This window comes from Streptomyces sp. NPDC045701 (assembly GCF_056432045.1).
In genome coordinates this window covers 62,951-87,371 of sequence record NZ_JBWKJV010000027.1, presented here as the reverse complement: position 1 = coordinate 87,371, position 24,421 = coordinate 62,951, and the positions used below count along the sequence as shown (strand labels likewise).

Sequence of the window (24,421 nt, the reverse complement as noted above, 5' to 3'; positions counted from 1 at the left end):
GGCTTTCCTCCGGGCGCTTCCCTTCGGTCTTTCGTGTTTCCAGTCTAGCAGATCCGTTTTCCGTTTCCGCCACCCGCTGGAGCGGGCTGCCGGGCTGTTCTTCGCTTTCGCGCTTTCCCTTTCCGGCGGTTCCGACTCTATCAGATCCTTTCGGGCCTGATTCCCAGTCAGCGGGAGTTGTCTTTCCGGCCCTTGGGCCGTTCCGACGAGTGAGACTTTAGCGGATTCCTCGGCCCCGACGCTAATCGGGCTGCGTCCCTTCGAACGCGGATTCCTCATTTCGCAAAAGCGCACGGAAAGCTGGGCGACGGATGGTCGCTCGCTTGGAGTGGTTCTTGCGGAATGGCTGTCCGGGGACCGACCGGGGTCGGCGCTCACGTCGGACAACCCGGAGAACAGTACGGACCGAGCAAAGCCGTGTCAACCTCGGGCCTGCCGTCGTGGTCTCGGGCCATGACATCGCATGCGTTCACCGGTCAGTGGTGGGCCGCCTGACGGCGGTCGGCAGACGCGCACGCCCTCAACGGCCGCCGCCTCGGCGGCCGTTCGTGTTCCTCCCTCCGGGTGGGGCCGGCCGTGGGTGGCGGTGCCCTACAACCACCTCGGGGCCGTACGGGCGTGGGTGGAGGTGGACCAGTACCGGGCGGACTCGCTGTTCGGCGTTGTGGACCTGCACGCGCTGACCGTCGAGCACGACCCGGCCCGGGTAAGGCGGCTGAGCCGGCAGGCGGCGACGTTGTTGGCGGGGTCAGCCGTTGCCGGTGGCGAGTTCGCGGCTGCGGTCGCGGGCGGCTTCGAGGGCGGCGATCAGGGCTGCGCGTACGCCGTGGTTCTCGAGTTCCCGGATGGCGCTGATGGTGGTGCCGGCCGGGGAGGTGACGGCCTCGCGGAGCTTGACCGGGTGCTCGCCGCTGTCGCGGAGCATCACGGCCGCCCCGATGGCGGCCTGGACGATCAGGTCGTGGGCCTGGGCGCGGGGCAGGCCGAGGAGGATGCCGGCGTCGGTCATCGCCTCGACGAGGAAGTAGAAGTACGCCGGGCCGGAGCCGGAGAGGGCGGTGGCGGCGTCCTGCTGGGACTCGGGGACGCGGAGGGTCTTGCCGACCCCGCCGAAGATCTCCTCGGTGTGGGCGAGGTGGTCGCCGGTGGCGTGGCTGCCGGCGGAGATGACGGACATGCCCTCGTCGACCAGGACGGGGGTGTTGGGCATGACGCGTACCACCGGGGTGCCGGTGGGGAGCCGCTCCTCGATGAACGTGGTGGTGATGCCGGCCGCGGCGCTGATGACGAGGCGGTCGGGAGCGACGTGGGGGCCGAGCTCGTCGAGGAGCCTGCCCATGTCCTGGGGCTTGACGGCCAGGATGAGGGTGCCGGCGCGCTTGGCCGCCTCGGCGTTGGTGACGGTCTCGACGCCGTAGCGGGCGCGGAGTTCCTCGGCGCGGTCGGCGCGGCGGGTGGTGACCAGCAGGTGGGCGGCCGGCCAGCCGGCTCGGATCATGCCGCTGAGCAGGGCTTCACCGATCTTGCCGGTACCGAGGACTGCGACGGTCTGGGTCATGGCTGCTGTTCACCTCACCGGGTGGGGGTTCGTGCCGCCATCCTCGCACCGGGGCGCGGGGCGGGGCGCGGGTGTCCGAGGGGCGGTACGGGCGGGGTGGAGTCCGGCGACGATCTCGTCGTCCTCGCGGGCCCACATGACGTGGCCGGTCACCGCGTCGTCGGCGAGGTCGGCGCAGGCCCGCCAGTCGTCGTCCACGCCGTGGAGGGGGACGCGGCGGCCGGTGGTGTCGCGCAGGCCGTCGTCGATCAGGTGGTCGGTCATGTGCCGGGCTCAGGGGGTGCGGCGGCGGAGCGTGGCGGCTCCGAGGACGAGGACGAGGAGGGCGCAGCCGGCCACGACCAGGGCGTCGCGGACGAAGGCGGCGGTCGTGTCGGCGTGGCGGAGGACCTCGTTCATCGCGTCGACCGCGTACGACATGGGCAGGGCGTCGGAGAGGGCTTCGAGGGCGGGCTGCATGGAGTCGCGCGGGGTGAACAGGCCGCACAGGAGCAGCTGGGGGAAGATCACGGCCGGCATGAACTGGACCGCCTGGAACTCGGAGGCGGCGAAGGCCGAGACGAACAGGCCGAGGGCGGTGCCGAGGAGGGCGTCGAGCAGGGCGACCAGCAGGAGCAGCCAGGGGGAGCCGGTGACGTCCAGGCCGAGGACCCAGAGCGCGGTCGCGGTGGCGAGGGCGGACTGGACGGCGGCGAGCAGGCCGAAGGCGAGCGCGTAGCCGGCGATGAGGTCGGCCTTGCCGAGGGGCATGGCGAGGAGGCGTTCCAGGGTGCCGGAGGTGCGTTCGCGCAGGGTGGCGATCGAGGTCACCAGGAACATGGTGATCAGCGGGAAGACGCCGAGCAGGGAGGCGCCGACGGAGTCGAAGGTGCCGGGGCTGCCGTCGAACACGTACCGGAGGAGGGTGATCATCCCGACCGGGACGAGGAGCATCAGGGCGATGGTGCGGGGGTCGTGGCGCAGCTGCCGCAGGACGCGGGTGGTGGTGGCGAGGGTGCGGGCGGCGTTCATCGGCGGTTCTCCTCGGTGGCCTCCGCCGAGTCGACGAGGTGGAGGAAGGCGTCCTCGACCGTGGCGGCGTCGTTGCGGCGGCGCAGTGCCTCGGGGGTGTCGTCGGCGAGGATCCGCCCGTCGCGCATGAGGAGGAGGCGGTGGCAGCGCTCGGCCTCGTCCATGACGTGGGAGGAGACGAGGAGGGTGGCGCCGCGGTCGTCGGCGATGTGGTGGAAGAGGTCCCACAGGTCGCGGCGGAGGACCGGGTCGAGGCCGACGGTCGGTTCGTCGAGGACGAGCAGTTCCGGGGTGCCGAGCAGGGCGACGGCGAGGGAGACGCGGCTGCGCTGGCCGCCGGAGAGGTCGCCGGCGAGTGCGTCGGCGTGCGAGGTGAGGTCGACGTCGGTGATGGCGCGGCCGACCGCTTCGGCGCGGGTGTGGCGGTGGGCGCGGCCGGGGAGCAGGACGGCGGCGAAGTAGTCGAGGTTCTGCCGGACGGTGAGGTCGTCGTACACGGAGGGCGCCTGGGTGACGTAGCCGACGCGGGCGCGGAGGGAGGGGTCGCCGGCGGGGCGGCCGAGGACGTCGAGGGTGCCGGTGGCGTGGGCCTGGGTGCCGGCGACGGCGCGCATCAGGGTGGATTTGCCGCACCCCGAGGGGCCGAGGAGGCCGGTCACCTGTCCGCGCGGTACGGCGAAGTCCAGGCCGTGGAGGACGGTGCGGGGGCCGCGTACGACGCGGAGTTCGTGTGCCTCGACGGCGGGAACGGTCGAATTCACCATGTGATGAATATTGCGCGTGCGGGAGCGTGCGTCAAGGAGGACGGGTGCAGTGGGGCGGGGGCGCGGTTCGTGACGCCGGGGTGGGCGGAAGGGGGTCTGGGGCGCCGGGCGGCGTCAGGAGCGCTTGGGCTTCTTGCGGGCGGCGGGGTTGCCGGCGCGGGTGGAGCGGCGCTTCTCGTACTGGGCGCGGGCCGCCTCGTACTCGGAGCGCAGCAGCTTCTCGCCGGGCGCCTCGGCGAGGGAACGGACGAAGTACGCGAGCAGGGAGCCGAGGAAGCCGATCGCCTTCAGGCTGCGCAGCGCGTCCTCGCGGGCAGGGTCGGCGGGGCGGCGGGTGAAGCCCTGCCAGGTCCTGCTGAACGCGATGGCGGTGCACACCGAGAACATCGCGACGAGCAGGGCGTTGACGAAGCCGCCCACGTCGGCGACGGCGAGGCCCTGGTGAGCGAAACGGAGGACGAGCGCGCCGGCCACGGCACAGGCCAGCGAGCCGACCGCCACGCCGGCGCGCCGCAGCCCGTACCCGCCGTCGTGGTCGACCCAGGTCGTACCGAAGAAACGGAGGGGCTCGGGCCGCGGCCCGGCCGGTGTGCCGTGGGTGGTGCTGGTGTGGTCGCTCACGGGGTCGATTATCCCCGGTCGGGCCGCCGGGCGGTCAGGAGCAGCGCACGGCCACGTAACCGTCGCTGCCGGTGTTCACGTAGGCGTCGGAGACGTACTGGCCGTTGGCGATGTTGTCCCACAGGGCGGTCGTGCCGTACGGGCCGGTGATGGTCTGGCCGGGCTTCTGGCAGTTGACGGGGACGCGCACGCCCTCGGGCAGGACCTTCACCAGGCTGTAGTTCGTGCCCGGGCCGCTGCGTACGTTCACCCGGTGGCCGGGTGCCACCGGGTAGCGCTTCACGGTGTACGTCGCGGTCCCGGCCGCTTCCGCCGTCGTCCCGGCATTGGTCCCCGCCGTCGCCTCTTCCATGGCCATACGGCCCCTCCCCCGTCGAGGCGCGTGCCGCGTGCACGCGCGCCGCGCGCAGGCTAACAAGCCCCGAGGGCATCGCACGCATCATCGACTAGGCTCCGTGCGTCGCGCTGGACGCGGGACGCGCGCGGACGAACACACACGGGGGTGGCGATGCCGCCGTTGCGCAGTACCGGACCGGCTCCGGGGCCGTCTCCGGAAGCGGAGCATCCGCAGTACGCCGGTCGGTACCGGCTGGAGGAGTGCCTGGGCGCGGGCGGCATGGGGGTCGTCCACCTGGCGAGGTCCGGCTCGGGGCTGCGGCTCGCGGTGAAGGTCGTGCACGCCGAGCATGCCGCCGACGCCGAGTTCAGGGCGCGTTTCCGGCAGGAGGTCCTGGCGGCGCGGCGGGTCAGCGGGGCGTTCACCGCGCCCGTGGTGGACGCGGACCCGGACGCCGGCCGGCCCTGGATGGCCACCTTGTTCATCGACGGGCCGACGCTCTCGGAGCGGGTGAAGCGGAACGGCCCGCTGGGCTCTCCGGAGCTGCGGCGGGTCGGCGCCGGGCTCGCCGAGGCGCTGCGCGACATCCACCGGGCCGGCGTGGTGCACCGTGACCTGAAGCCGAGCAACGTGCTGCTGGCCGCCGACGGCCCGAAGGTCATCGACTTCGGGATCTCGCGCCCCGCCGACAGCGACCTGCGCACCGAGACGGGGAAGCTGATCGGCACCCCGCCGTTCATGGCGCCCGAGCAGTTCCAGCGGCCCCGCGACGTGGGGCCCGCCGCCGACGTGTTCGCGATGGGCGCCGTCCTGGTCCACGCGGCGACCGGACGCGGCCCGTTCGACTCGAACTCGCCGTACATCGTGGCCTACCGGGTCGTGCACAACGAGCCCGACCTGGCCGGCGTGCCGGAGGACGTGATCCCGCTGCTGCGGCGGTGCCTGGCGAAGGACCCGGCCGAACGGCCGACGGCGGACGAGCTGATGGGCGAGCTGCGGGCGGGTGAGCCCGAGGACGCGGCCGTGTTCGTGCCGGGACAGCGGCGGGCGGAGGCCGGTGCCGGGGTGGGGGGCGGTGCGGGAGCGGAAGCTGGTGCGGCGGCGGGGGGCGGTGCGGGGGCGCGGCCGGCGGCGGAGGCCGGTGTGGCAGCGAGGGCCGTTCGGGGGCCATCCCCGCGCCGGGCGCGGCGGCTGCGCCGGGGCGCGGGGCTCGCCCTGCTCGCCGCGGTGACCGCCGGCGGGGTCGCCGGGGTCCTGGGCGGCGGCCCGGCGGACGGGCCGCCCTCCCCCGCGCGGGCCGGCGCCGCCCCGGCGTTCCGCCCCTGGGCCACCCCCCTGGGCGCCACCGGCGGCGAGAGCCTGACGCCCCTGTGCGCCGCCGACGCCGACCGCGCCCTCTACTGCGCCGCTCCCGGGGTCAAGGCGGCCCGCCTCAGCCCCGTGGACGGCGCCACCGCCTGGGCCACGCGGGCGGCGGGAGCCGAGCCGGGCACCGCGCCGGTGCTCTGCGGCGGGCTGGTCCACGTCGTCGCGCCGGGCGGCGCCCGCCTGGAGGCCCTGGCCCCCGGCACCGGCGCCATGCGGTGGAGCGCGGACGTGTCCGCGTACGCGAACGTCCTGCACTCCGGCGACACCGTGCTGCTCGTGACGGCGGACGGCACCGTGCGGGCCCTGGACGGGGCGACCGGCGACGAACGCTGGACGGGGCGGCGGCCCGCCGCGCCCGGCGCGCAGTGGCTCGCCGGCGGCGGGGCCGTGTACACCGCGGCCGCCTCGCCCGACGGGGCGTACACCGTGGTGAGCGCGGTCGACCCGGCGGACGGCCGGGTGCGGTGGACCGAGCGGCTGAGGGGCGCCCTCAGCCCCGTACAGGCGACCAAGGACGCGCTGCTGCTCCTGTCCGCCGACGCGGATCTGTACACCGACGCGGTGGTGCGGCTGGACGTGGCGGACCGCACCGCCCGGCGCGTGGCGCTGACGGTCCCGGCCGATCAGGCGCAGGCCGTGATGGCGGGCGACACCGTGTACGTCATCGGGTCGGGGGGTTCGCTCGCCGCCGTGGACACCACCGCGGAAGGTGCCCGGCAGGCGCAGCGGTGGCGCCTGGAGACCGGGGTGACGCACGTGTCCCGGCCGGTGGTGGCGGACGGACACGTGTACCTGACGGCGGCCGACGGGCGGTTGCTGGCCGTGGACGCCGGACGCGGGGTGCTGGTGGGGATGACGAAGCCGCGGATGGACGGCGGTCGGTACACGTTCGCGCCGCTGCTGCCCGCGCCCGCCGTCGCGAACGGGAAGGTGTTCGCGACGGCGCCCGACGGTTCGGTCTTCGCCGTGGCGGCGGAGGATCCGGCCCGCTGGTGATCAGCCGAGCTTGCTGACGTCCCGGACCGCGCCCCTGTCGGCGCTGGTGGCCATCGCGGCGTAGGCCCGCAGGGCGGCGGAGACCTTGCGGTCGCGGTTCTTCGGCGCGTACGCGCCACCGAGCGCCTCGCGGCGGGCGGCCAGGTCCTCGTCGGAGACCAGCAGCTCGATGGAGCGGTTCGGGATGTCGATACGGATCCGGTCGCCGTCCTCGACCAGCGCGATCGTGCCGCCGCTCGCCGCCTCCGGCGACGCGTGGCCGATCGACAGGCCCGACGTACCGCCGGAGAAGCGGCCGTCCGTGATCAGCGCGCAGGTCTTGCCCAGGCCCCGGCCCTTGAGGAACGACGTCGGATAGAGCATCTCCTGCATGCCGGGGCCGCCCTTGGGGCCCTCGTAGCGGATGACGACGACGTCGCCGTCCGTGATCTCCTTGCGGAGGATCTTGTCGACGGCCTCCTCCTGCGACTCGCAGACGACCGCCGGGCCCTCGAAGGTCCAGATCGACTCGTCGACACCGGCCGTCTTCACGACGCAGCCGTCGGCGGCGAGGTTGCCCTTCAGGACGGCGAGGCCGCCGTCCTTGGAGTAGGCGTGCTCGGCGGAGCGGATGCAGCCCTCGGCGGCGTCCGTGTCCAGGGTGTCCCAGCGCTCGGACTGCGAGAACGCCTCGGCGGAGCGGACACAGCCTGGGGCGGCGTGCCACAGCTCGACGGCCTCGGCGGACGGCGAACCGCCGCGCACGTCCCAGGTCTTGAGCCAGTCGGAGAGGCTCGGGCTGTGGACGCTGTGCACGTCCTCGTTGAGCAGCCCGGCCCGGTGCAGCTCGCCCAGCAGGGCGGGGATGCCGCCGGCGCGGTGCACGTCCTCCATGTAGTACGTACGCGTCTTGGCGACGTTCGGCGCGACCTTGGCCAGGCACGGCACGCGGCGCGAGACGGCGTCGATCTCCGTCAGCCCGAAGGGGACACCCGCCTCCTGGGCGGCGGCCAGCAGGTGCAGGATCGTGTTGGTGGAGCCGCCCATGGCGATGTCGAGGGCCATGGCGTTCTCGAAGGCCGCCATGGTCGCGATGTTGCGCGGCAGGACGGACTCGTCGCCCTGGGCGTAGTAGCGGTCGGTCAGCTCGACGACCGTGCGGGCGGCGTTCTCGTAGAGCGCGCGGCGGGCGGTGTGGGTGGCGAGGGTCGAGCCGTTGCCCGGGAGGGACAGGCCGATGGCCTCGGTGAGGCAGTTCATCGAGTTGGCGGTGAACATGCCGGAACACGAGCCGCAGGTCGGACAGGCGTTCTCCTCGATGCGGAGGATGTCGGCGTCCGAGATCTTGTCGTTGACGGCGTCCGAGATGGCGTCGACCAGGTCGAGCGTGCGGACCGTGCCGTCGACGAGGGTGGCCTTGCCGGCCTCCATGGGACCGCCGGAGACGAAGACCGCCGGGATGTTCAGGCGCAGGGCGGCCATCAGCATGCCGGGCGTGATCTTGTCGCAGTTGGAGATGCAGATCAGGGCGTCGGCACAGTGCGCCTCGACCATGTACTCCACGCTGTCGGCGATCAGGTCGCGGGAGGGCAGCGAGTACAGCATGCCGCCGTGGCCCATGGCGATGCCGTCGTCGACGGCGATCGTGTTGAACTCGCGCGCGATGCCGCCCGCCTCGCGGATCGCCTCGGAGACGATCCGGCCCACCGGCTGGAGGTGGGTGTGGCCCGGCACGAACTCGGTGAAGGAGTTGGCGACGGCGATGATCGGCTTGCGGCCGATGTCCGCACCCGGTACACCGGAGGCTCGCATAAGGGCACGTGCGCCCGCCATGTTGCGGCCGTGGGTGACAGTGCGGGACCTCAGCTCGGGCATCGTCGCTCGCTCCTTCGGACGGAAGTGACTCTTCGAGCGTACGCTCCGGCTCCAAGATCTGGACAGAGTGTCCGGATGGCGGGACGGCGAGCTCAGTCCTCGGTCAGGTACCGCTGGAGCGTCGGGGCGACCATGGCGACGATCTCCTCCGGGCGCGCGGAGGCCAGCGGTTCGACCTGGACGACGTAGCGAAGGATCGCGATGCCGATCATGTGCGACGCGGCCAGCTCGGCGCGGAACTCCGGGTCCGGTACGTCGAGGTCGGCGGCCACCCGTTGCAGCAGCCGGCGCAGCACGAAACCGCGCAGCACCTTGGCCGCGGCCTCGTGGGTGAGCGCGGAGCGGATGATCGCCAGCAGCGGGGCCCGGGTCGCCGGGTTCTCCCACACGGAGAGGAAGTAGCGGGCGAGCCGCTCGCCGACGCCCTCGGCCGAATCGCCGACGATCGCCGGGATGATCAGCGCGGGCTCGAAGGACAGCTCGACGGCGGCGGCGAAGACCTCGTCCTTCGTACCGAAGTAGTGGTGGACGAGCGCCGGGTCGACCCCCGCCGCCCCGGCGATGCCCCGCACCGACGTCCTGTCGTAGCCGCGCTCGGCGAACTCCGCCCGGGCGGCCTCCAGGATCCGCTCCCGGGCGCCGGGGCCCTCCATGGCCTCGGCCCTGGACGGCCGGCCACGGCCCCTGCGCGCTCCGGTCACCGCCACGCCCCCGGCGCGGTCACCGGACGCGGGCCGAGGAGGCGAGGTGCAGCCGGGTGAAGGCCAGCGCCTCCGCCAGGTCGGCCTCGCGTTCGGCCGCCGACATCGCGCGCCGGGTGTTGACCTCGATCACGACGTGGCCGTCGAAGCCGGACCGCGCCAGGTGCTCCAGCAGCTCGGCGCAGGGCTGCGTGCCGCGCCCCGGCACCAGGTGCTCGTCCTTCGCCGAGCCGCGTCCGTCGGCGAGGTGGACGTGCCCGAGCCGGTCGCCCATGCGGCCGATCATCTCCATGGCGTCGCTGCGGGCCGTCGCGGTGTGCGAAAGGTCGATCGTGTAGTGGCGGTAGTCGTCCTTGCTGACGTCCCACTCGGGCGCGTACGCGAGCATCTCCCGGTCGCGGTAGCGCCAGGGGTACATGTTCTCGACCGCGAACCGTACGTCCGTCTCGTCCGCCATGCGCCAGATGCCGTCGATGAAGTCGCGGGCGTACTGGCGCTGCCAGCGGAACGGCGGGTGGACGACGACGGTCGACGCGCCGAGCTTCTCCGCCGCGGCCCGCGCGCGCCGGAGCTTCGTCCACGGGTCGGTCGACCAGACCCGCTGGGTGATCAGCAGGCACGGCGCGTGGACCGCCAGGACCGGCACCTGGTGGTAGTCGGAGAGACGGCGCAGCGCCTCGACGTCCTGACTGACCGGGTCGGTCCACACCATGACCTCGACACCGTCGTAGCCCAGGCGGGCGGCCACCTCGAAGGCCGTCGCGGTCGACTCCGGATAGACCGAGGCCGTGGACAGGGCGACCTTCGCATCCGGGATGCGCACCACTGATTCCGACGATTCAGCCACGGGGGACAGCCTACGGGCACCCGCTAGACGGCCGGGAGGTGGTCCAGCCGCCGCAGGATGACTCCTTCGCGCAGCGCCCACGGGCAGACCTCCAGTTCCTCGATGGCGAACAGGTCCATCGCACCCTCCGCGACCAGCGCTCCCGCCAGCAGCTGGCGCGCCCTGCCCTCGGACACCCCGGGGAGGGCGCAGCGCTGCCCGGCGGTCATGACGGACAGCTTGGGCACCCACTCCTCCAGTGAGGTACGACTCAGTCCGCGCTGTACGTACAGGCCCTCGCCCGAGCCGGGGGCGCCGGCCAGCCGCGCCAGCTGCTTGAACGTCTTGGACGTGGCCACGACGTGGTCGGGCTTGCCGAACCGGGCGAACTCGCCGACCGTACGGGCTATCTCCGCCCGTACGTGCCGGCGCAGCGCCCGCACGTCGGCGGGGTCGGGCGGGTCGCCGGGCAGCCAGCCGGCGGTGAGCCGCCCGGCGCCCAGCGGCAGGGACACGGCGGCGTCGGGCTCCTCGTCGATCCCGTACGCGATCTCCAGGGAGCCGCCGCCGATGTCCAGCAGCAGCAGCTTGCCCGACGACCAGCCGTACCAGCGGCGGGCGGCGAGGAAGGTGAGGCGGGCCTCCTCCGGACCGGAGAGGACCTGGAGGTCGACGCCGGTCTCGTCCCTGACCCGCTTCAGTACGGTGTCGGCGTTGGCCGCGTCGCGGATGGCGGAGGTGGCGAAGGGGAGGACCTCCTCGCACCCCTTGTCCTCGGCGGTGCGCACCGCGTCGTGGGTGATGGTGACGAGCCGCTCGATGCCCCGGTCGCCGATGGAGCCGTCCGCGTCCAGCAGCTCGGCGAGCCGCAGTTCCGCCTTGTGGGAATGGGCGGGCAGGGGCCGGGCGCCGGGATGGGCGTCCACCACCAGCAGGTGCACCGTGTTCGAACCGACGTCGAGAACTCCGAGTCTCATGCCCTGAACGCTACTGCGCCCGGCGCATACGCTTGGTGTGTGCCAAAGACCAAGAAGGCGAAGCCCGCCAAGAAGCACGACAAGTCCCCCCTACTGCCCGTACTGCCTGTTCCGGGTGTTTCCGACGAAAAGGGCCTGGACTTTCCCCGTGCCTGGGTGGAGTTCCCCGACCCGGCCGACGACGAGCAGGTCTTCCGCTGCGACCTGACCTGGCTGACGTCCCGTTGGACCTGCGTCTTCGGCAGCGGCTGCCAGGGCATCCAGGCGGGGCGGGCGGCCGACGGCTGCTGCACGCTGGGCGCGCACTTCTCCGACGAGGACGACGAGCAGCGTGTCGCGTCGCACGTGGCCCGCCTCACGCCCGAGCTGTGGCAGTTCCACGACGAGGGCACGTCGGCCGGCGGGTGGGTGCAGCTCGACGAGGACGGCGAGCGCCAGACGCGCCGCTGGGAGGGGTCCTGCATCTTCCAGAACCGCCCGGGGTTCGCGGGCGGGGCGGGCTGCGCGCTGCACATCCTGGCGCTGCGGGAGGGCCGCGAGCCGCTGGAGACCAAGCCGGACGTCTGCTGGCAGCTGCCGGTGCGGCGCACGTACGACTGGATCGACCGGCCCGACGACACACGGGTGCTCCAGATCTCGATCGGCGAGTACGACCGCCGGGGCTGGGGTCCGGGCGGCCACGACCTGCACTGGTGGTGCACGTCGGCGACGTCGGCGCACGGCGCGGGCGAGCCGGTGTACGTGACGTACCGCCCGGAGCTGACGGAGCTGATGGGCAAGGACGCGTACGACGTGCTGGTGGAGCTGTGCGAGGCCCGTCTGGCGTCCGCGCTGCCGCTGGTGGCCCCGCACCCGGCGGACCCGGTCGCCTGACGTCCGGCGCCCATCAGCCCGGCGGGGGTTCCGCGGCCGGGTCCTCGGTGGGCGGCGGGGTGCCGGGCGGCGTCGGGTCGGGTGAGGGCGGCGGGGTCGACGGCTCCGACTGCGACGGTGTGGGGGTCGGGGTGGGCGTCGGGTCCGGGGAAGGCGGCATGGTCGGCGCCGGCATGGTCGGGGCCGGGCGCGGGGTGCCGGGGGCCGGGTAGGACGGCGGGCGGCGCGCACCGTGGCCGTCGATCTCCACCACCGCGCCCGCCGGGTCGACCCCGACGCGGGCGGTCCAGTCGCCGGCCGGTTCACGGGCGTGGTCGACGGTGACGTACACCGTGACCGACCGGCCGGGGGCGAGGGTGCCGGAGGCCCGGTCGGCGTAGAGCCACGGGGCGTTCGTCCACAGGGACCAGGTCACCGGGGCGCCGCCCGAGGCGGTCAGGGTGAGCACGGTCGTGTCGCCGCCCGCGGGCTGCGCGGTGACCGTGACGCGGCCCGGGCCGGGTACGCCGGGGGCGGCCGGCGGCGTACCGGTGCTGATCACCTCCACCGAGACGTGCGAGGAGCCGGAGGCGGCGGAGCGGCGGGCGGGGTCCGTCCGGGCGCTGGCCGCGTTCTCGTAGTGGTCGGGCCGGCCGTCCTGCCCGTCCGGGCCGGCGGTCCGGTCGCCGGCCTCCGCCGCGCTGACCGGGCCGTCGCGCCCCTCGCCCGTCAGCGGCGCCTCCCGGTAGGCCGCCCACAGGGCGAGCACCGGCGCCGCGACCACGGTGGCCACCACGGTGGTCGTCACCGCCCGCGCCCGCATGCGGTCGCGGCGGGCCGCGTGGTCCCCCGGGTCCAGGGGGAAGCCGTCGCGCCCGAACCGCGGGCCGGCCGCCCGGGCGCGCGGGACGTGCAGCATCGCGACGTACACCGCCGCCTTGGGCGCCTCGGCCAGCGGGAGCGTCGCGGGCGTGACCGAGGAGCCCGGCCAGGGGCCGCCCGCACCGGCGCGCTCGGCGGCTCTTCGGCAGCGGGGGCAGTCGTCGACGTGCCGGACGAGTTCGCGGCGGAGGGTGGCCGAGAGCAGCAGTTCCTCGTCACCGGGGAGCCGGGCGACCGCCGGGCAGGTGCCGGTCTCGACGACGGCCAGGGCGGCGCGGGTGCGCTCCACCTCGCAGGCCGCGGCGGACAGCAGCTCGCGGGCGGCGAAGGGTTCCATCCCGAGGACCGCGGCGACCTGCGGTGCCGGGAGCCGGTGCCGTACGGCCAGCTCCAGCGCCTCGCGCTGCTCGGGCGTGGTCCCGGCCGCCTCGGGCCAGGCGAGCAGGGCCAGCTCGCGGCGGCGGCGCTCCGCGATCTCGGGGCGGACGCGCGGGGCGGGCCCGGCGAGGGGACCGGGAACGGCCGGGCGCCCGGCGTGCGCCCCCCGGCCCTGCCGCCTGCGACGGCGCCGCTGTTCGCCGAGCTCGCGCAGGCAGGCCCAGCGGGCGAGCGCGTACAGCCATGCCCTCCGGTCCGGGTCGGCGCCGGGGCGGCGCCCCGACTGCCGCTCGGCGACGGCCAGTGCGTCGCCCAGCACCGCGGTCGCCGCGTCGTGGTCGCACAGCACGGACAGGCAGTACGTGAAAAGCCCGTCCAGGTACGGCTCGTACCGCGCCGGCGGGCACTGGGCCAGGGTGCGGGCCCCGGTCCGGGGCGCGCGACGCCGTGCCCGGTGTGCGCCGGTGGGGTGCGTGGGGGTTTCCAGCCTGCTGCTCGTCACCCGGCGACCGTAGGCAGTGGACGGCACACCCTTCACAGCCCTTCCGCACTTTTAATCCTTACGGGTGAACGTATCCCTCAAAAGGGGACAGGGGGTGCTGATTCCGCGCCGGTCGCCCACCCGCCCCCTGATGTCCCCGGTGTCCCGTCGGTCCCGCGCGGACGGCGTTGTCAGTGGGGACCGCTACGGTCTTCGGCATGGCTGCCCGTACGAAATCCGCCAAGGACCGGCCCTCCTACCGCTGCACGGAGTGCGGGTGGACGACCGCCAAATGGCTCGGCCGCTGCCCCGAGTGCCAGGCATGGGGGACGGTGGAGGAGTACGGCGCGCCCGCCGTCCGCACCACGGCCGCCGGGCGGGTCTCCACCGCCGCGCTGCCGATCGGTCAGGTCGACGGCCGGCAGGCCACCGCCCGGACGACCGGCGTGGACGAGCTGGACCGCGTCCTGGGCGGCGGGCTGGTGCCCGGCGCCGTCGTCCTCATCGCGGGCGAACCGGGCGTCGGCAAGTCCACCCTCCTCCTCGACGTCGCGGCGAAGGCGGCGAGCGACGAGCACCGCACGCTCTACGTGACGGGTGAGGAGTCCGCGAGCCAGGTCCGGCTGCGGGCCGACCGGATCGGCGCGATCGACGACCACCTGTACCTGGCCGCCGAGACGGACCTGTCCGCCGTCCTCGGCCACCTGGACGCCGTCAAGCCGTCCCTGCTGATCCTGGACTCCGTGCAGACCGTGGCCTCCCCCGAGATCGACGGGGCCCCGGGCGGCATGGCCCAGGTGCGCGAGGTCGCCGGGGCGCTGATCCGCGCGTCCAAGGAGCGGGGCATGTCCACCCTCCTGGTCGGCCACGTGACGAAGGACGGCGCCATCGCGGGGCCCCGGCTGCTGGAGCACCTCGTCGACGTCGTCCTGTCCTTCGAGGGCGACCGGCACGCCCGGCTGCGGCTGGTGCGGGGTGTGAAGAACCGGTACGGCACGACGGACGAGGTCGGCTGCTTCGAACTGCACGACGAGGGGATCACGGGTCTCGCCGACCCGAGCGGCCTCTTCCTCACCCGCCGCGCGGAGGCGGTCCCCGGCACCTGCCTGACCGTCACCCTCGAGGGCCGCCGCCCGCTGGTCGCCGAGGTCCAGGCGCTCACGGTCGACTCGCAGATCCCGTCGCCCCGACGCACCACCTCCGGCCTGGAGACCTCCCGCGTCTCCATGATGCTGGCGGTCCTGGAGCAACGCGGCCGGATCACCGCGCTCGGCAAGCGGGACATCTACTCGGCGACGGTCGGCGGGGTGAAGCTGTCCGAACCGGCCGCCGACCTGGCGATCGCCCTGGCCCTGGCCTCGGCGGCCAGCGACACCCCGCTGCCGAAGAACCTGGTCGCCATCGGCGAGGTCGGCCTCGCGGGCGAGGTCCGCCGCGTCACGGGTGTCCAGCGGCGCCTCGCCGAAGCGCACCGGCTGGGCTTCACCCACGCGCTGGTCCCGGTGGACCCGGGCAAGGTCCCCCCGGGCATGAAGGTCACGGAGGTCGCCGACATGGGCGACGCGCTGCGGGTCCTGCCCCGCGCCCGCCGCCGGACGCCCTCCCCGCGCGAGGAGGCCCCCCGGAACTGACGCGCCGGGCACCCCCGGCCCGGCCGGGTCGCTGCCCGGCGGAGGCTCGCCCCACCACCACCGAGGAACACCCGCAGGCACCCGCACCCCGCGCCTCAACCACCGCTCCCCGGGGGCGTACCCGCCCCGTGCGGCCGGGGCCCGTCGCGGGGTGGACCGGGCGGGAGCCCGACGGACGTGGGCGGGGTCGCTAGACTTTGCCCAGGTCTCGCCCATCCGTACGAGCCGGAGGAGTGCAGTGGCAGCCAAGGACGGGGCAGCAGCTCCCGGAAAGTCCGGCGCGGGCTCCGGCAAGGAAGCGCTGATGCGCGCTTCCCTGAGCGCGGTCGCGCCGGGTACGTCCCTGCGCGACGGTCTGGAGCGCATCCTCCGGGGGAACACCGGTGGTCTCATCGTCCTCGGCATGGACAAGACGGTCGAGTCGATGTGCACGGGCGGCTTCGTGCTGGACGTGGAGTTCACCGCGACCCGGCTGCGCGAGCTGTGCAAGCTCGACGGCGCGCTCATCCTCGACAAGGACATCACCAAGATCCTCCGGGCGGGCGTGCAGCTCGTACCGGACGCGTCCATCCCCACCGAGGAGACCGGCACCCGGCACCGCACGGCGGACCGGGTGAGCAAGCAGTGCGGCTTCCCCGTGGTCTCCGTGTCGCAGTCGATGCGGCTGATCGCCCTGTACGTCGACGGTGAGCGCCGCGTCCTGGAGGAGTCGGCCGCGATCCTCTCCCGGGCCAACCAGGCCCTCGCCACGCTGGAGCGTTACAAGCTCCGCCTGGACGAGGTGTCCGGCACGCTCTCCGCGCTGGAGATCGAGGACCTGGTGACCGTCCGGGACGTCACCGCCGTGGCCCAGCGTCTGGAGATGGTGCGCCGGATCGCCACCGAGATCGCCGAGTACGTCGTCGAGCTCGGCACCGACGGCCGGCTGCTCACCCTCCAGCTCGACGAGCTGATCGCGGGCGTGGAGCCGGAGCGGGAGCTGGTGGTCCGCGACTACGTGCCCGAGCCGACGGCCAAGCGGTCCCGCACGGTCGCCGAGGCGCTCACCGAGCTGGACGCGCTCAGCCACGCGGAGCTGCTGGAGCTGCCGATCGTGGCCCGCGCCCTGGGCTACACCGGTTCGCCGGAGGCCCTCGACTCGGCGGTCTCGCCGCGCGGTTACCGGCTGCTGGCGAAGGTGCCGCGGCTGCCGGGCGCCATCATCGAGCGGCTGGTGGAGCACTTCGGCGGCCTGCAGAAGCTGCTCGCGGCGAGCGTCGACGACCTCCAGACCGTCGACGGGGTCGGCGAGGCGCGGGCCCGCAGCGTGCGCGAGGGGCTGTCGCGGCTCGCCGAGTCGTCGATCCTCGAGCGGTACGTCTAGGGCTCCGGGGCCCGGCCCGTCAGTCCTTGGCGAGGGTGAACGAGGCCGGCATCACCTTCGCGCCCGGCACCGCCGCCTCGACCAGGTAGGTGCCCGGTCCGGCGGTTGTCGCGGGCGGTGTCGCGCAGCGCGGCGCGCTCGGGCGGCGGTCCCACTCCACGGTGTGCGTGACGCTGCCGCCCGCCGGAACGCGCAGCAGCAGGGTTCCGGAGCCGCGGGGGCAGTCCTTGGAGGACCAGACCTGGTCGGCCTCGTCGTTCTTGATGGTGAGGACGGCGGTCTTCGCCCCGAGGTCGGTCTTGCAGGTGGTGGGCGAGGTGTTGCGGGCGACCAGCTGGAAGCGGGGCTTCTCGTCGGGCGCGTAGCTCACCTTGAGGCTGCGCAGCGTCAACTGCACGGTTCCCGGTGCGCAGTTGGGGAGGGGGCTGTTCGCGGGGACCTGCTGGCCGGTGGTCGTGCCGCCGGTGCCGGTCGTCGCCGTGCCGCCCGCCCCGGTGCCGCCGCCGGTGGCGGCACCGGGGCCCGTGCCGGTGTCCGCTCCGCCGCCCGTGCCGCCCGTCCCGTCGCCCCCGCCGCTGTCGGTGGCGCCGGGTGACGAGGTGTCACCGTTCTTCCCGCCGTCGTCGCCGTCTCCGGTGCCCGACTCGTCGCGCCCGCCCGGCTGTTCGCTGATCGCCGCCCCGGGCCGGGACGGGCCCGGTGTGATGGAGGTGGCGGGAGCGGCGCCGTCGGAGCCGTCGCGGCCCTTCTTCCCGCCGTCGTCGCCGGAGCTGACGAACCATACGATCAGCAGCGCGAGCAGCGCGACCAGGCTCGCCGCGACTGCCCTCCGTCGCCAGTAGATGGAGGAGGGAAGCGGCCCGACCGGATTGCGCAGAGATCCCACGCCCAAACTGTACGAGAGATCGACGCCAACTCCCGCCCCACCCGCCGCCTGTGCATCAAGTTTTGCGGATGATCACACTCGAACGACCGGGCTCCGGTCGGACGGCTCCGGCACGCCAGGTACCGTCCGTAACCATGAGCCAGGACCTCTATCGCGACATCACCGACCTCGCCCACGACACCCCGGGCTGGTTGCAGCTCGTCGCCGAGCTGTGGACGGAGGCCGGCCTGCTGCTGTTCGGCGTGCTGTTCCTCGCCGGCTGGTGGCGGGCGCGCCCCGCCGAGTCCCGGGGCCTGGCGCTGGCCGTGCTGGCGCCGCTGGGCACCGCGTTCGGATACGTGGTGAGCGAGCTGCTGAAGTCGGTGGTGGACGAGGAGCGGCCGTGCCGGGCGGTGGCGGGGGCCGCCGCGTCGATCGTGGAGTGCCCGGCGTACGGCGACTGGTCCTTCCCCAGCAACCACTCGGCCATCGCGGGTGCCGCCGCCGCCGCGCTCGCCCTGGCCTGGCGCGGGATCGCCTGGCTCACCGTCCCGATGGCGCTGCTGATGGCGTTCTCACGGGTCTTCGTCGGTGTCCACTACCCGCACGACGTGGCGGCCGGGCTGGTGCTGGGCGCGCTGATGGCGGTCCTGTTCGTCAAGCTGCTGACCGGTCCGACGCGGGCACTGGCCGACACCATGCGGATGAGCCGGTCCGCCCTCGCCACGTGGCTCGCCGGGCCGGGGCCGGCCGTCCCGGCGCCCGGCGCGGGCCGGGCCGCGAACCGGCGGCGCCGGGAGGCGATGCACCGCCGTTCCTGAGGAACGTGCCAGGATCGGGGTGCCATGACTGCGATCCCCTCCTCCCCCGAGACCGGGCCCGGCTGCGGGCCCGACACCGCCGGCCTGCACGCGCCCGTGCTCGCCTGGTTCGAACAGAACGCCCGCGACCTGCCCTGGCGCCGCCCCGAGGCGGGCGCCTGGGGGGTGATGGTCAGCGAGTTCATGCTCCAGCAGACGCCGGTGAGCCGGGTGCTCCCGGTGTACGAGCAGTGGCTGGCCCGCTGGCCGCGCCCCGCTGACCTGGCCGCCGAAGCGCCCGGTGAGGCCGTGCGCGCCTGGGGCCGGCTCGGCTACCCGCGCCGCGCGCTGCGGCTGCACGGCGCGGCGGTGGCGATAACCGAGCGGCACGGCGGCGACGTACCGAGTGATCACGCGCAGTTGCTCGCCCTCCCGGGCATCGGGGAGTACACGGCGGCGGCGGTGGCGTCGTTCGCGTACGGGCGGCGTCACGCGGTGCTGGACACGAACGTGCGGCGGGTGTTCGCCCGGGCGGTGACGGGCGTGCAGTACCCGCCGAACGCCACCACCGCCGCCGAGCGGCGGCTGGCGCGGGAGTTGCTGCCGCACGACGAGCCGACGGCGGCCCGCTGGGCGGCGGCGTCCATGGAGCTGGGCGCACTGGTGTGCACGGCCCGCAACGAGGACTGCGCCCGCTGCCCGATCGCCGGCCGGTGCGCCTGGCGGCTGGCGGGCAAGCCCGCCCACGACGGCCCGGCCCGGCGGGGCCAGACGTACGCGGGTACGGACCGCCAGGTGCGCGGCCGGCTGCTGGCCGTCCTGCGCGAGGCGGTGACCCCGGTGGAGCAGGCAGCGCTCGACGCGGTCTGGCACGAGCCGGTGCAGCGCGCCCGTGCCCTGGACGGTCTGGTCGCCGACGGCCTGGTCGAGCCCCTGGACGGCGGGCTGTACCGGCTTCCGGCCGGCTGAGGGCCGGGGGCGGCGTCGTCCCGCGCCGCGCCCCCGGCCACGTAACACCATCGCTGTTACACAACCGATGGCCAGCCGTGCGTCCGCCGACGGTCTGTGCGGACAACCCCGTGACAACCGCTCCGTAGCGTCGTGCGACGTCAGCAGTTCACGGGGTTCACGGGGATCGGAGGCGGTTCGGGATGTCGCACGGCGAGGTGCTCGAATTCGAGGAGTACGTACGCACACGGCAGGACGCCCTGCTGCGCAGCGCCCGGCGTCTGGTCCCCGATCCCGTCGACGCGCAGGACCTCCTGCAGACGGCGCTGGCCCGGACGTACGGCCGCTGGGACGGCATAGCCGACAAGAGTCTCGCCGACGCCTACCTGCGCCGCGTGATGATCAATACGCGTACGGAGTGGTGGCGCGCCCGCAGGCTGGAGGAGGTGCCCACCGAGCAGCTGCCCGACGCGTCCGTCGACGACGCCACCGAGCAGCACGCCGACCGGGCCCTGCTGATGGACATCCTGAAGGTGCTGGCGCCCAAGCAGCGCAGTGTGGTCGTGCTGCGGCACTGGGAGCAGATGAGCACCGAGGAGACGGCCGCCGCGCTCGGCATGTCGACCGGTACGGTGAAGTCCACGCTCCACCGGGCGCTGGCCCGTCTCCGCCAGGAGCTGGAGAGCCGAGGCGTCGGTGCCGGTGTCCGGGCCCTGGAGCGTGACGGCCGTGCGGAGCGCGCGGCGGGACGTGGCCACGAACGGGGGCGGGAGCGGTGCGCGGCCTGAGCGCCAGATTCAGCGGGAGCGGCACGGGCGGGATCCGGGCGGCGGGCACCACGGCGATGGCGGTGGCCGCCGCTCTCGGCATGCTCACGGCCGGGTGCTCGACCGGTGGCACGGGGACGCGCGACGAGGGCGCGGCCCGGGCCGACCAGGGCACGCCGTCGAGCGCGCCCGCGCCGGCGTCGTCGGCGTCCTCGCCGGTGAGGAAGGTGGACCCGGTCCGGCTGATCATGACCGACCCGAAGGTCAGCGAGCAGGTCAAGGACGACCTCAAGCCGTGCGTGGCGGACGCCTACCCCGTGGACACCTCCTACGGAACGCTGACGGACTCCGGCACCAACGACGTCGTGGTGAACGTACTGACGTGCGGTGACGCGGTGGGCGTGGGGACGTACGTGTACCGGCCGGGCCCGCCGAAGGACGACGCCAAGGGCACCTCGTACGAGAATGTCTTCTCCCTGGAGGAGCCGGCCGTGTACTCGACGATCGACCGGGGGGATCTGGTCGTCACCAAGCAGGTGTACGCGGAGGGCGACCCGGTCTCGTACCCGTCCGGCGAGGACGTGATCACCTACCGGTGGACGGGCAACAGGTTCACCGAGCACGACCGGGTGCACAACGAGTACAGCAAGACCGTCGGGGACGGCGGCATCGACGGCCCCGCCCCCGCCGACCCGACCGCGCCCCCCAAGAACTGAGCGCCCGAGAACCGAGAGCACGGAGAGAAGACGTCGATGGCCGAGACCCATGTCCTGTTCGTGGAGGACGACGACGTCATCCGGGAGGCCACGCAGCTCGCCCTGGAGCGCGACGGCTTCGCGGTGACGGCGATGCCGGACGGGCTGTCCGGTCTGGAGTCCTTCCGGCAGCGGCAGCCGGACATCGCGCTGCTGGACGTGATGCTGCCGGGCATGGACGGTGTGAGCCTGTGCCGGCGCATCCGGGACGAGTCGACCGTGCCGGTGATCATGCTGTCGGCCCGTGCCGACTCGATCGACGTGGTGCTGGGGCTGGAGGCGGGTGCCGACGACTACGTCACCAAGCCGTTCGACGGTGCCGTGCTGGTCGCCCGGATCCGTGCCGTGCTGCGCCGCTTCGGGCACGCGGGCGGGGCGGCGGGCGGGGCCGGCGACGGGGACCGGGCCGGGCAGGACCAGGGCGGCGTGCTGGTCTTCGGCGACCTGGAGGTCGACACCGACGGCATGGAGGTCCGCAGGGGCGGCGCGCCGGTGGGGCTGACCCCGACGGAGATGCGCCTGCTGCTGGAGTTCTCGTCGGCGCCGGGCACCGTGCTGTCGCGCGACAAGCTGCTGGAGCGGGTCTGGGACTACGGCTGGGGCGGTGACACCCGGGTGGTGGACGTCCATGTGCAGCGGCTGCGCGCGAAGATCGGCCAGGACCGGATCGAGACGGTCCGCGGCTTCGGCTACAAGCTCAAGGGATGAAGCCGCCCTCCTTGCGCACCGGTGTCAGATGGAAGATCTCGATCGCCATCGCCGCCGTCGGCGCCCTGGTCGCGGTGGCGCTCAGCCTGGTCGTCCACAACGCCGCCCGCGTCTCGATGCTCGGCAACGCACGGGACGTCCAGCTGGAGCGGCTGCTGTTCGCACAGCGGATGTACGAGTCGGCCAAGCCGAAGACGGACCCCAAGTTCGGGGCGAAGCTCAACGACCCGGCCCTCCCGGAGCAGCTGGACGAGCTGATGGCGGAGCGGCGTCGCGGGACGTACGTGCAGGAGCACCCGGAGGGTCCGCCGGACGTGTGGGCGGCGGTGCCGCTGGGCAACGGCGACGTGCTGTCGCTGCACAGCCAGTTCGCCAGCCGCAGCACGACGATCATGAAGGATCTGGACGAGGCGCTGATCGTCGGTTCGGTGTCGGTGGTCTTCGGCGGGTGCGCGCTGGGCGTGCTGATCGGCGGCCAGTTGTCGCGCCGGCTGCGCAAGGCGGCCACCGCGGCCGGGAAGGTCGCCCAGGGCAATACGGAGGTACGGGTCCGGGACGCCATCGGCGGGGTCGTACGCGACGAGACGGACGAGCTCGCGCGGGCGGTGGACGCCCTGACGGACGCGCTGAACGAGCGGATCGAGGCGGAGCGGCGGGTCACCGCGGACATCGCGCACGAGCTGCGCACGCCGGTGACCGGGCTGCTGACCGCCGCCGAGCTGCTGCCGCCGGGCCGGCCGACGGAGCTGGTGCGGGACCGGGCGCAGGCGATGCGCACGCTGGTCGAGGACGTGCTGGAGGTGGCCCGGCTGGACAGCGCGTCCGAGCGGGCCGAGCTCCAGGAGATCGCGCTGGGGGAGTTCGTCGAACGCCGGGTCGTCGCGCTGTACCCGGACGCGGTGGTGCGGGTGGTGCACGAGTCGTGGGTGAACACCGATCCGCGGCGGCTGGAGCGGATCCTGGGGAACCTGCTGGCCAACGCCGCCAAGCACGGCAAGGGGCCGGTGGAGGTCACCGTCGAGGGCCGGGTGGTGCGGGTCCGCGACCACGGGCCGGGCTTCCCGGAGGCGCTGCTGCGCGAGGGGCCGAGCCGGTTCCATACGGGCGCCAGCGACCGGGCCGGTCACGGTCACGGTCTGGGCCTGACCATCGCGGCGGGGCAGGCGCGGGTGCTGGGCGCACGGCTCACGTTCCGCAACGCGGCGCCCACGGGCACCGCGCCGGGGGCGGGGGGTGCGATCGCGGTGCTGTGGCTGCCGGAGCACGCCCCGACGACGACGGGCAGCTTCCCGATACTGCGCCTGCCCGACACGCCCTGACGCCGATGGGCCCCACCCGGTGCCGGGTGGGGCCCATCGGCGGCGTACGAGGGGGTCAGACCGCGGTGTCCGCGAGCCGGCCCTCCTTGGTGTCCTCCTGCGCGGGGGCGGACTGCGGGCCCGCGCCCCTGAGGGGGACCTCCTCGACGAAGAAGGCGGCGACGAAGCCGAGGACGGCGACCGCCGCGCCCACCAGGAAGGCGATGTGCGTGCCGGACGACACGGCGAACTGGTACGCCTCGCGGACCTGCTCCGGCAGTTTCGCCAGGCTCGCCGCGTCCAGCTGGGCGGACTGCTGGGTGACGGCGGAGCCGCCGCGCGCCGCCATCTCGTCCTGCACCCGGCCGGTGAACAGCGCGCCCATGATGGCGACGCCGAAGGACGAACCGAGCGTACGGAAGAGGGTGGTGGAGGACGAGGCGACGCCCATGTCCTTCATCTCGACGCTGTTCTGCGCGACGAGCATCGTGATCTGCATCAGGAAGCCCATGCCGGCGCCGAGGACCGCCATGTAGAGACCCGAGGTGAGCCGGGACGTCCCGGTGTCCATCTGCGCGAGCAGGAAGAGCCCGGCGACCATCAGCGCGCCGCCGGCGATGGGGAAGACCTTGTACTTGCCGGTGTTGGTGGTGACGCGTCCGGCGATCAGCGAGACGACCATCATCGACAGCAGCATCGGCAGGAGCAGCAGGCCCGAGTTGGTGGCGGAGGCGCCCTGCACGGACTGCTGGTACAGCGGCAGGAAGAGCGTCGCGCCGAACATCACGAAGCCGGTGAGGAAGCCGATCAGCGACATGAGGCTGAAGTTGCGGCTGCGGAAGATGTGCAGCGGCATGATCGGCTCGGGCGCGCGGGTCTGGACGAAGAGGAAGCCGGCGAGCGCGGCGACCCCGAGGGTGCTCAGACCCACGATGACGGAGGAGCCCCAGGCGTACTCCGTACCGCCCCAGGTGGTGACCAGGACGATCGCGGTGATCCCGACGGTCAGCAGCGCGGCGCCGAGGTAGTCGACGCGGGGCCGGTGGTCGCGGTCCCGCTTCGGCAGGTGCAGGACGGCGGTGACCATGGCGAGGGCGACCGCACCGAGGGGCAGGTTGATGTAGAAGGACCAGCGCCAGCCCCAGTGGTCGGTGATGGTGCCGCCGACGAGCGGGCCGCCGATCATCGCGAGGGCCATGACGCCGGCCATCATGCCCTGGTACTTGCCGCGCTCGCGGGGCGGTATGAGGTCGCCGATGATCGCCATCACGCCGACCATCAGGCCGCCGGCGCCCAGGCCCTGCACGGCGCGGAAGCCGATGAGCTGGCCCATGTCCTGGGCCATGCCGCTGAGGGCGGAGCCGATGAGGAAGATCACGATCGAGGTGAGGAAGGTGCCCTTGCGCCCGTAGAGGTCGCCGAGCTTGCCCCAGATGGGCGTCGAGGCGGCCGTGGCGAGGGTGTACGCGGTGACCACCCAGGACAGGTGGGCGAGGCCGCCCAGCTCCCCGACGATCGTCGGCATCGCGGTGCCGATGATCATGTTGTCCAGCATGGCCAGCAGCATCGCGATCATCAGCGCCAGCAGGACGACGCGTACGCTGCGCGGCGGTCTGGCCTCCGCCGCCGGTGCCGCTTTCTCCAGGGGTTCCGACATGTTCCCTACTCCCGTTACTTACT

23 protein-coding genes and 1 pseudogene are annotated in these 24,421 nt (G+C 73.7%); 11 read left to right on the top strand and 13 right to left on the bottom strand.

From position 1 onward, the window contains the following. Window positions 1–580: 580 nt before the first annotated feature. Window positions 581–757 (top strand): annotated as a pseudogene (locus tag AC07DW_RS24600) (tryptophan--tRNA ligase); the annotation flags it as partial. Here AC07DW_RS24600 and proC read toward each other — a convergent pair. From proC to AC07DW_RS24570, 6 genes are all read right to left on the bottom strand, one after another. Beyond that, window positions 749–1,558, bottom strand: coding sequence for a pyrroline-5-carboxylate reductase (gene proC / locus AC07DW_RS24595; protein ID WP_478859839.1), 810 nt, complete (start codon window positions 1,556–1,558; stop codon window positions 749–751). The pseudogene AC07DW_RS24600 and the gene proC sit on opposite strands and share 9 nt — an antisense overlap. A 9-nt stretch (window positions 1,559–1,567) precedes the next feature. Then, window positions 1,568–1,822 carry a hypothetical protein gene (locus tag AC07DW_RS24590; RefSeq protein ID WP_478859838.1) on the bottom strand — a complete coding sequence of 85 codons (255 nt, stop codon included), beginning with the start codon at window positions 1,820–1,822 and terminating at the stop codon, window positions 1,568–1,570. Between the two features lie 9 nt (window positions 1,823–1,831). After that, the gene (locus tag AC07DW_RS24585) at window positions 1,832–2,569 is read right to left on the bottom strand and encodes an ABC transporter permease (RefSeq protein ID WP_478859837.1); all 738 of its coding nucleotides are present in this window, start codon (window positions 2,567–2,569) and stop codon (window positions 1,832–1,834) included. Further along, a complete protein-coding gene (locus AC07DW_RS24580) occupies window positions 2,566–3,333 on the bottom strand; it encodes an ABC transporter ATP-binding protein (protein ID WP_478859836.1) in 768 nt (255 codons plus the stop codon). The genes AC07DW_RS24585 and AC07DW_RS24580 overlap by 4 nt, the downstream gene beginning before the upstream one ends. A gap of 114 nt (window positions 3,334–3,447) precedes the next feature. Continuing rightward, entirely contained in the window at window positions 3,448–3,954 is a 507-nt protein-coding gene (locus tag AC07DW_RS24575) for a hypothetical protein (RefSeq protein ID WP_478859835.1), read from the bottom strand. Window positions 3,955–3,988: 34 nt separating this feature from the next. After that, window positions 3,989–4,312, bottom strand: coding sequence for a hypothetical protein (locus AC07DW_RS24570; protein WP_478859834.1), 324 nt, complete (start codon window positions 4,310–4,312; stop codon window positions 3,989–3,991). Window positions 4,313–4,462: 150 nt separating this feature from the next. Between AC07DW_RS24570 and AC07DW_RS24565 the strand changes: the two genes are divergently transcribed. Next, on the top strand, window positions 4,463–6,655 hold the full coding sequence (locus AC07DW_RS24565) for a protein kinase domain-containing protein (protein WP_478859833.1): 2,193 nt from the start codon (window positions 4,463–4,465) through the stop codon (window positions 6,653–6,655). Here AC07DW_RS24565 and ilvD read toward each other — a convergent pair whose 3' ends face one another. The 4 genes from ilvD to AC07DW_RS24545 all read right to left on the bottom strand — a co-directional run bounded on the left by ilvD (window position 6,656) and on the right by AC07DW_RS24545 (window position 11,013). Further along, the gene (gene ilvD, locus AC07DW_RS24560; RefSeq protein WP_478859832.1) at window positions 6,656–8,509 is read right to left on the bottom strand and encodes a dihydroxy-acid dehydratase; all 1,854 of its coding nucleotides are present in this window, start codon (window positions 8,507–8,509) and stop codon (window positions 6,656–6,658) included. It abuts the gene before it with no gap. 92 nt (window positions 8,510–8,601) lie between these two features. Further along, entirely contained in the window at window positions 8,602–9,162 is a 561-nt protein-coding gene (locus tag AC07DW_RS24555) for a TetR/AcrR family transcriptional regulator (RefSeq protein ID WP_478859831.1), read from the bottom strand. A gap of 67 nt (window positions 9,163–9,229) precedes the next feature. Next, window positions 9,230–10,036: a sugar phosphate isomerase/epimerase family protein gene (locus tag AC07DW_RS24550; RefSeq protein WP_478859845.1), complete on the bottom strand. Its 807-nt coding sequence runs from the start codon at window positions 10,034–10,036 to the stop codon at window positions 9,230–9,232. A 44-nt stretch (window positions 10,037–10,080) separates the two neighbouring features. Beyond that, the gene (locus AC07DW_RS24545; protein WP_478859830.1) at window positions 10,081–11,013 is read right to left on the bottom strand and encodes a Ppx/GppA family phosphatase; all 933 of its coding nucleotides are present in this window, start codon (window positions 11,011–11,013) and stop codon (window positions 10,081–10,083) included. 39 nt (window positions 11,014–11,052) lie between these two features. Here AC07DW_RS24545 and AC07DW_RS24540 point away from each other — a divergent pair, with 39 nt between their 5' ends. Next, window positions 11,053–11,886, top strand: a complete 834-nt coding sequence (locus tag AC07DW_RS24540) for a DUF3109 family protein (protein WP_478859829.1) — start codon at window positions 11,053–11,055, stop codon at window positions 11,884–11,886. Between the two features lie 13 nt (window positions 11,887–11,899). Here the strand turns inward: AC07DW_RS24540 and AC07DW_RS24535 are convergent, their stop codons facing one another. Further along, window positions 11,900–13,627, bottom strand: coding sequence for an RNA polymerase sigma factor (locus AC07DW_RS24535; protein ID WP_478859828.1), 1,728 nt, complete (start codon window positions 13,625–13,627; stop codon window positions 11,900–11,902). Window positions 13,628–13,824: 197 nt separating this feature from the next. Here AC07DW_RS24535 and radA point away from each other — a divergent pair, with 197 nt between their 5' ends. Both radA and disA read left to right on the top strand, forming a co-directional pair. Beyond that, window positions 13,825–15,237, top strand: coding sequence for a DNA repair protein RadA (gene radA / locus AC07DW_RS24530; RefSeq protein ID WP_478859827.1), 1,413 nt, complete (start codon window positions 13,825–13,827; stop codon window positions 15,235–15,237). A 238-nt stretch (window positions 15,238–15,475) separates the two neighbouring features. After that, window positions 15,476–16,600: a DNA integrity scanning diadenylate cyclase DisA gene (gene disA, locus AC07DW_RS24525; RefSeq protein WP_478859826.1), complete on the top strand. Its 1,125-nt coding sequence runs from the start codon at window positions 15,476–15,478 to the stop codon at window positions 16,598–16,600. Window positions 16,601–16,619: 19 nt separating this feature from the next. Here disA and AC07DW_RS24520 read toward each other — a convergent pair whose 3' ends face one another. Then, on the bottom strand, window positions 16,620–17,486 hold the full coding sequence (locus AC07DW_RS24520; RefSeq protein ID WP_478859825.1) for a hypothetical protein: 867 nt from the start codon (window positions 17,484–17,486) through the stop codon (window positions 16,620–16,622). 134 nt (window positions 17,487–17,620) lie between these two features. Here AC07DW_RS24520 and AC07DW_RS24515 point away from each other — a divergent pair, with 134 nt between their 5' ends. The 6 genes from AC07DW_RS24515 (at window position 17,621) to cseC (ending at window position 22,762) form a co-directional block, all read left to right on the top strand. Next, on the top strand, window positions 17,621–18,286 hold the full coding sequence (locus tag AC07DW_RS24515; RefSeq protein WP_478859824.1) for a phosphatase PAP2 family protein: 666 nt from the start codon (window positions 17,621–17,623) through the stop codon (window positions 18,284–18,286). A 24-nt stretch (window positions 18,287–18,310) separates the two neighbouring features. Further along, complete coding sequence (locus tag AC07DW_RS24510) at window positions 18,311–19,234, top strand: HhH-GPD family protein (protein ID WP_478859823.1); 924 nt, start codon at window positions 18,311–18,313, stop codon at window positions 19,232–19,234. 182 nt (window positions 19,235–19,416) lie between these two features. Further along, the gene (locus AC07DW_RS24505) at window positions 19,417–20,001 is read left to right on the top strand and encodes a SigE family RNA polymerase sigma factor (protein WP_478859822.1); all 585 of its coding nucleotides are present in this window, start codon (window positions 19,417–19,419) and stop codon (window positions 19,999–20,001) included. Beyond that, window positions 19,989–20,696 (top strand): hypothetical protein, encoded by a 708-nt coding sequence (locus tag AC07DW_RS24500; protein WP_478859821.1) that lies wholly within the window; start codon window positions 19,989–19,991, stop codon window positions 20,694–20,696. Before AC07DW_RS24505 ends, AC07DW_RS24500 begins: the two co-directional genes overlap by 13 nt. A gap of 36 nt (window positions 20,697–20,732) precedes the next feature. Next, on the top strand, window positions 20,733–21,443 hold the full coding sequence (cseB, locus tag AC07DW_RS24495) for a two-component system response regulator CseB (RefSeq protein ID WP_478859820.1): 711 nt from the start codon (window positions 20,733–20,735) through the stop codon (window positions 21,441–21,443). After that, window positions 21,440–22,762, top strand: a complete 1,323-nt coding sequence (cseC, locus tag AC07DW_RS24490; RefSeq protein WP_478859819.1) for a two-component system sensor histidine kinase CseC — start codon at window positions 21,440–21,442, stop codon at window positions 22,760–22,762. Before cseB ends, cseC begins: the two co-directional genes overlap by 4 nt. A 55-nt stretch (window positions 22,763–22,817) precedes the next feature. Here the strand turns inward: cseC and AC07DW_RS24485 are convergent, their stop codons facing one another. Further along, complete coding sequence (locus AC07DW_RS24485; protein ID WP_478859818.1) at window positions 22,818–24,398, bottom strand: MDR family MFS transporter; 1,581 nt, start codon at window positions 24,396–24,398, stop codon at window positions 22,818–22,820. Between the last annotated feature and the right edge of the window lie 23 nt (window positions 24,399–24,421).

What these genes read in the sequence shown, in the direction of transcription:
- AC07DW_RS24555 (WP_478859831.1), bottom strand. Translation starts at nt 9,162, where the DNA reads ATGGAGGGCCCCGGCGCCCGGGAGCGGATCCTGGAGGCCGCCCGGGCG.
- AC07DW_RS24505 (WP_478859822.1), top strand. Translation starts at nt 19,417, where the DNA reads ATGTCGCACGGCGAGGTGCTCGAATTCGAGGAGTACGTACGCACACGG.
- AC07DW_RS24580 (WP_478859836.1), bottom strand. Translation starts at nt 3,333, where the DNA reads ATGGTGAATTCGACCGTTCCCGCCGTCGAGGCACACGAACTCCGCGTC.
- AC07DW_RS24510 (WP_478859823.1), top strand. Translation starts at nt 18,311, where the DNA reads ATGACTGCGATCCCCTCCTCCCCCGAGACCGGGCCCGGCTGCGGGCCC.
- cseC (WP_478859819.1), top strand. Translation starts at nt 21,440, where the DNA reads ATGAAGCCGCCCTCCTTGCGCACCGGTGTCAGATGGAAGATCTCGATC.
- proC (WP_478859839.1), bottom strand. Translation starts at nt 1,558, where the DNA reads ATGACCCAGACCGTCGCAGTCCTCGGTACCGGCAAGATCGGTGAAGCC.
- AC07DW_RS24545 (WP_478859830.1), bottom strand. Translation starts at nt 11,013, where the DNA reads ATGAGACTCGGAGTTCTCGACGTCGGTTCGAACACGGTGCACCTGCTG.
- radA (WP_478859827.1), top strand. Translation starts at nt 13,825, where the DNA reads ATGGCTGCCCGTACGAAATCCGCCAAGGACCGGCCCTCCTACCGCTGC.
- AC07DW_RS24485 (WP_478859818.1), bottom strand. Translation starts at nt 24,398, where the DNA reads ATGTCGGAACCCCTGGAGAAAGCGGCACCGGCGGCGGAGGCCAGACCG.
- ilvD (WP_478859832.1), bottom strand. Translation starts at nt 8,509, where the DNA reads ATGCCCGAGCTGAGGTCCCGCACTGTCACCCACGGCCGCAACATGGCG.
- AC07DW_RS24585 (WP_478859837.1), bottom strand. Translation starts at nt 2,569, where the DNA reads ATGAACGCCGCCCGCACCCTCGCCACCACCACCCGCGTCCTGCGGCAG.
- cseB (WP_478859820.1), top strand. Translation starts at nt 20,733, where the DNA reads ATGGCCGAGACCCATGTCCTGTTCGTGGAGGACGACGACGTCATCCGG.
- AC07DW_RS24515 (WP_478859824.1), top strand. Translation starts at nt 17,621, where the DNA reads ATGAGCCAGGACCTCTATCGCGACATCACCGACCTCGCCCACGACACC.
- AC07DW_RS24565 (WP_478859833.1), top strand. Translation starts at nt 4,463, where the DNA reads ATGCCGCCGTTGCGCAGTACCGGACCGGCTCCGGGGCCGTCTCCGGAA.
- AC07DW_RS24570 (WP_478859834.1), bottom strand. Translation starts at nt 4,312, where the DNA reads ATGGCCATGGAAGAGGCGACGGCGGGGACCAATGCCGGGACGACGGCG.
- AC07DW_RS24590 (WP_478859838.1), bottom strand. Translation starts at nt 1,822, where the DNA reads ATGACCGACCACCTGATCGACGACGGCCTGCGCGACACCACCGGCCGC.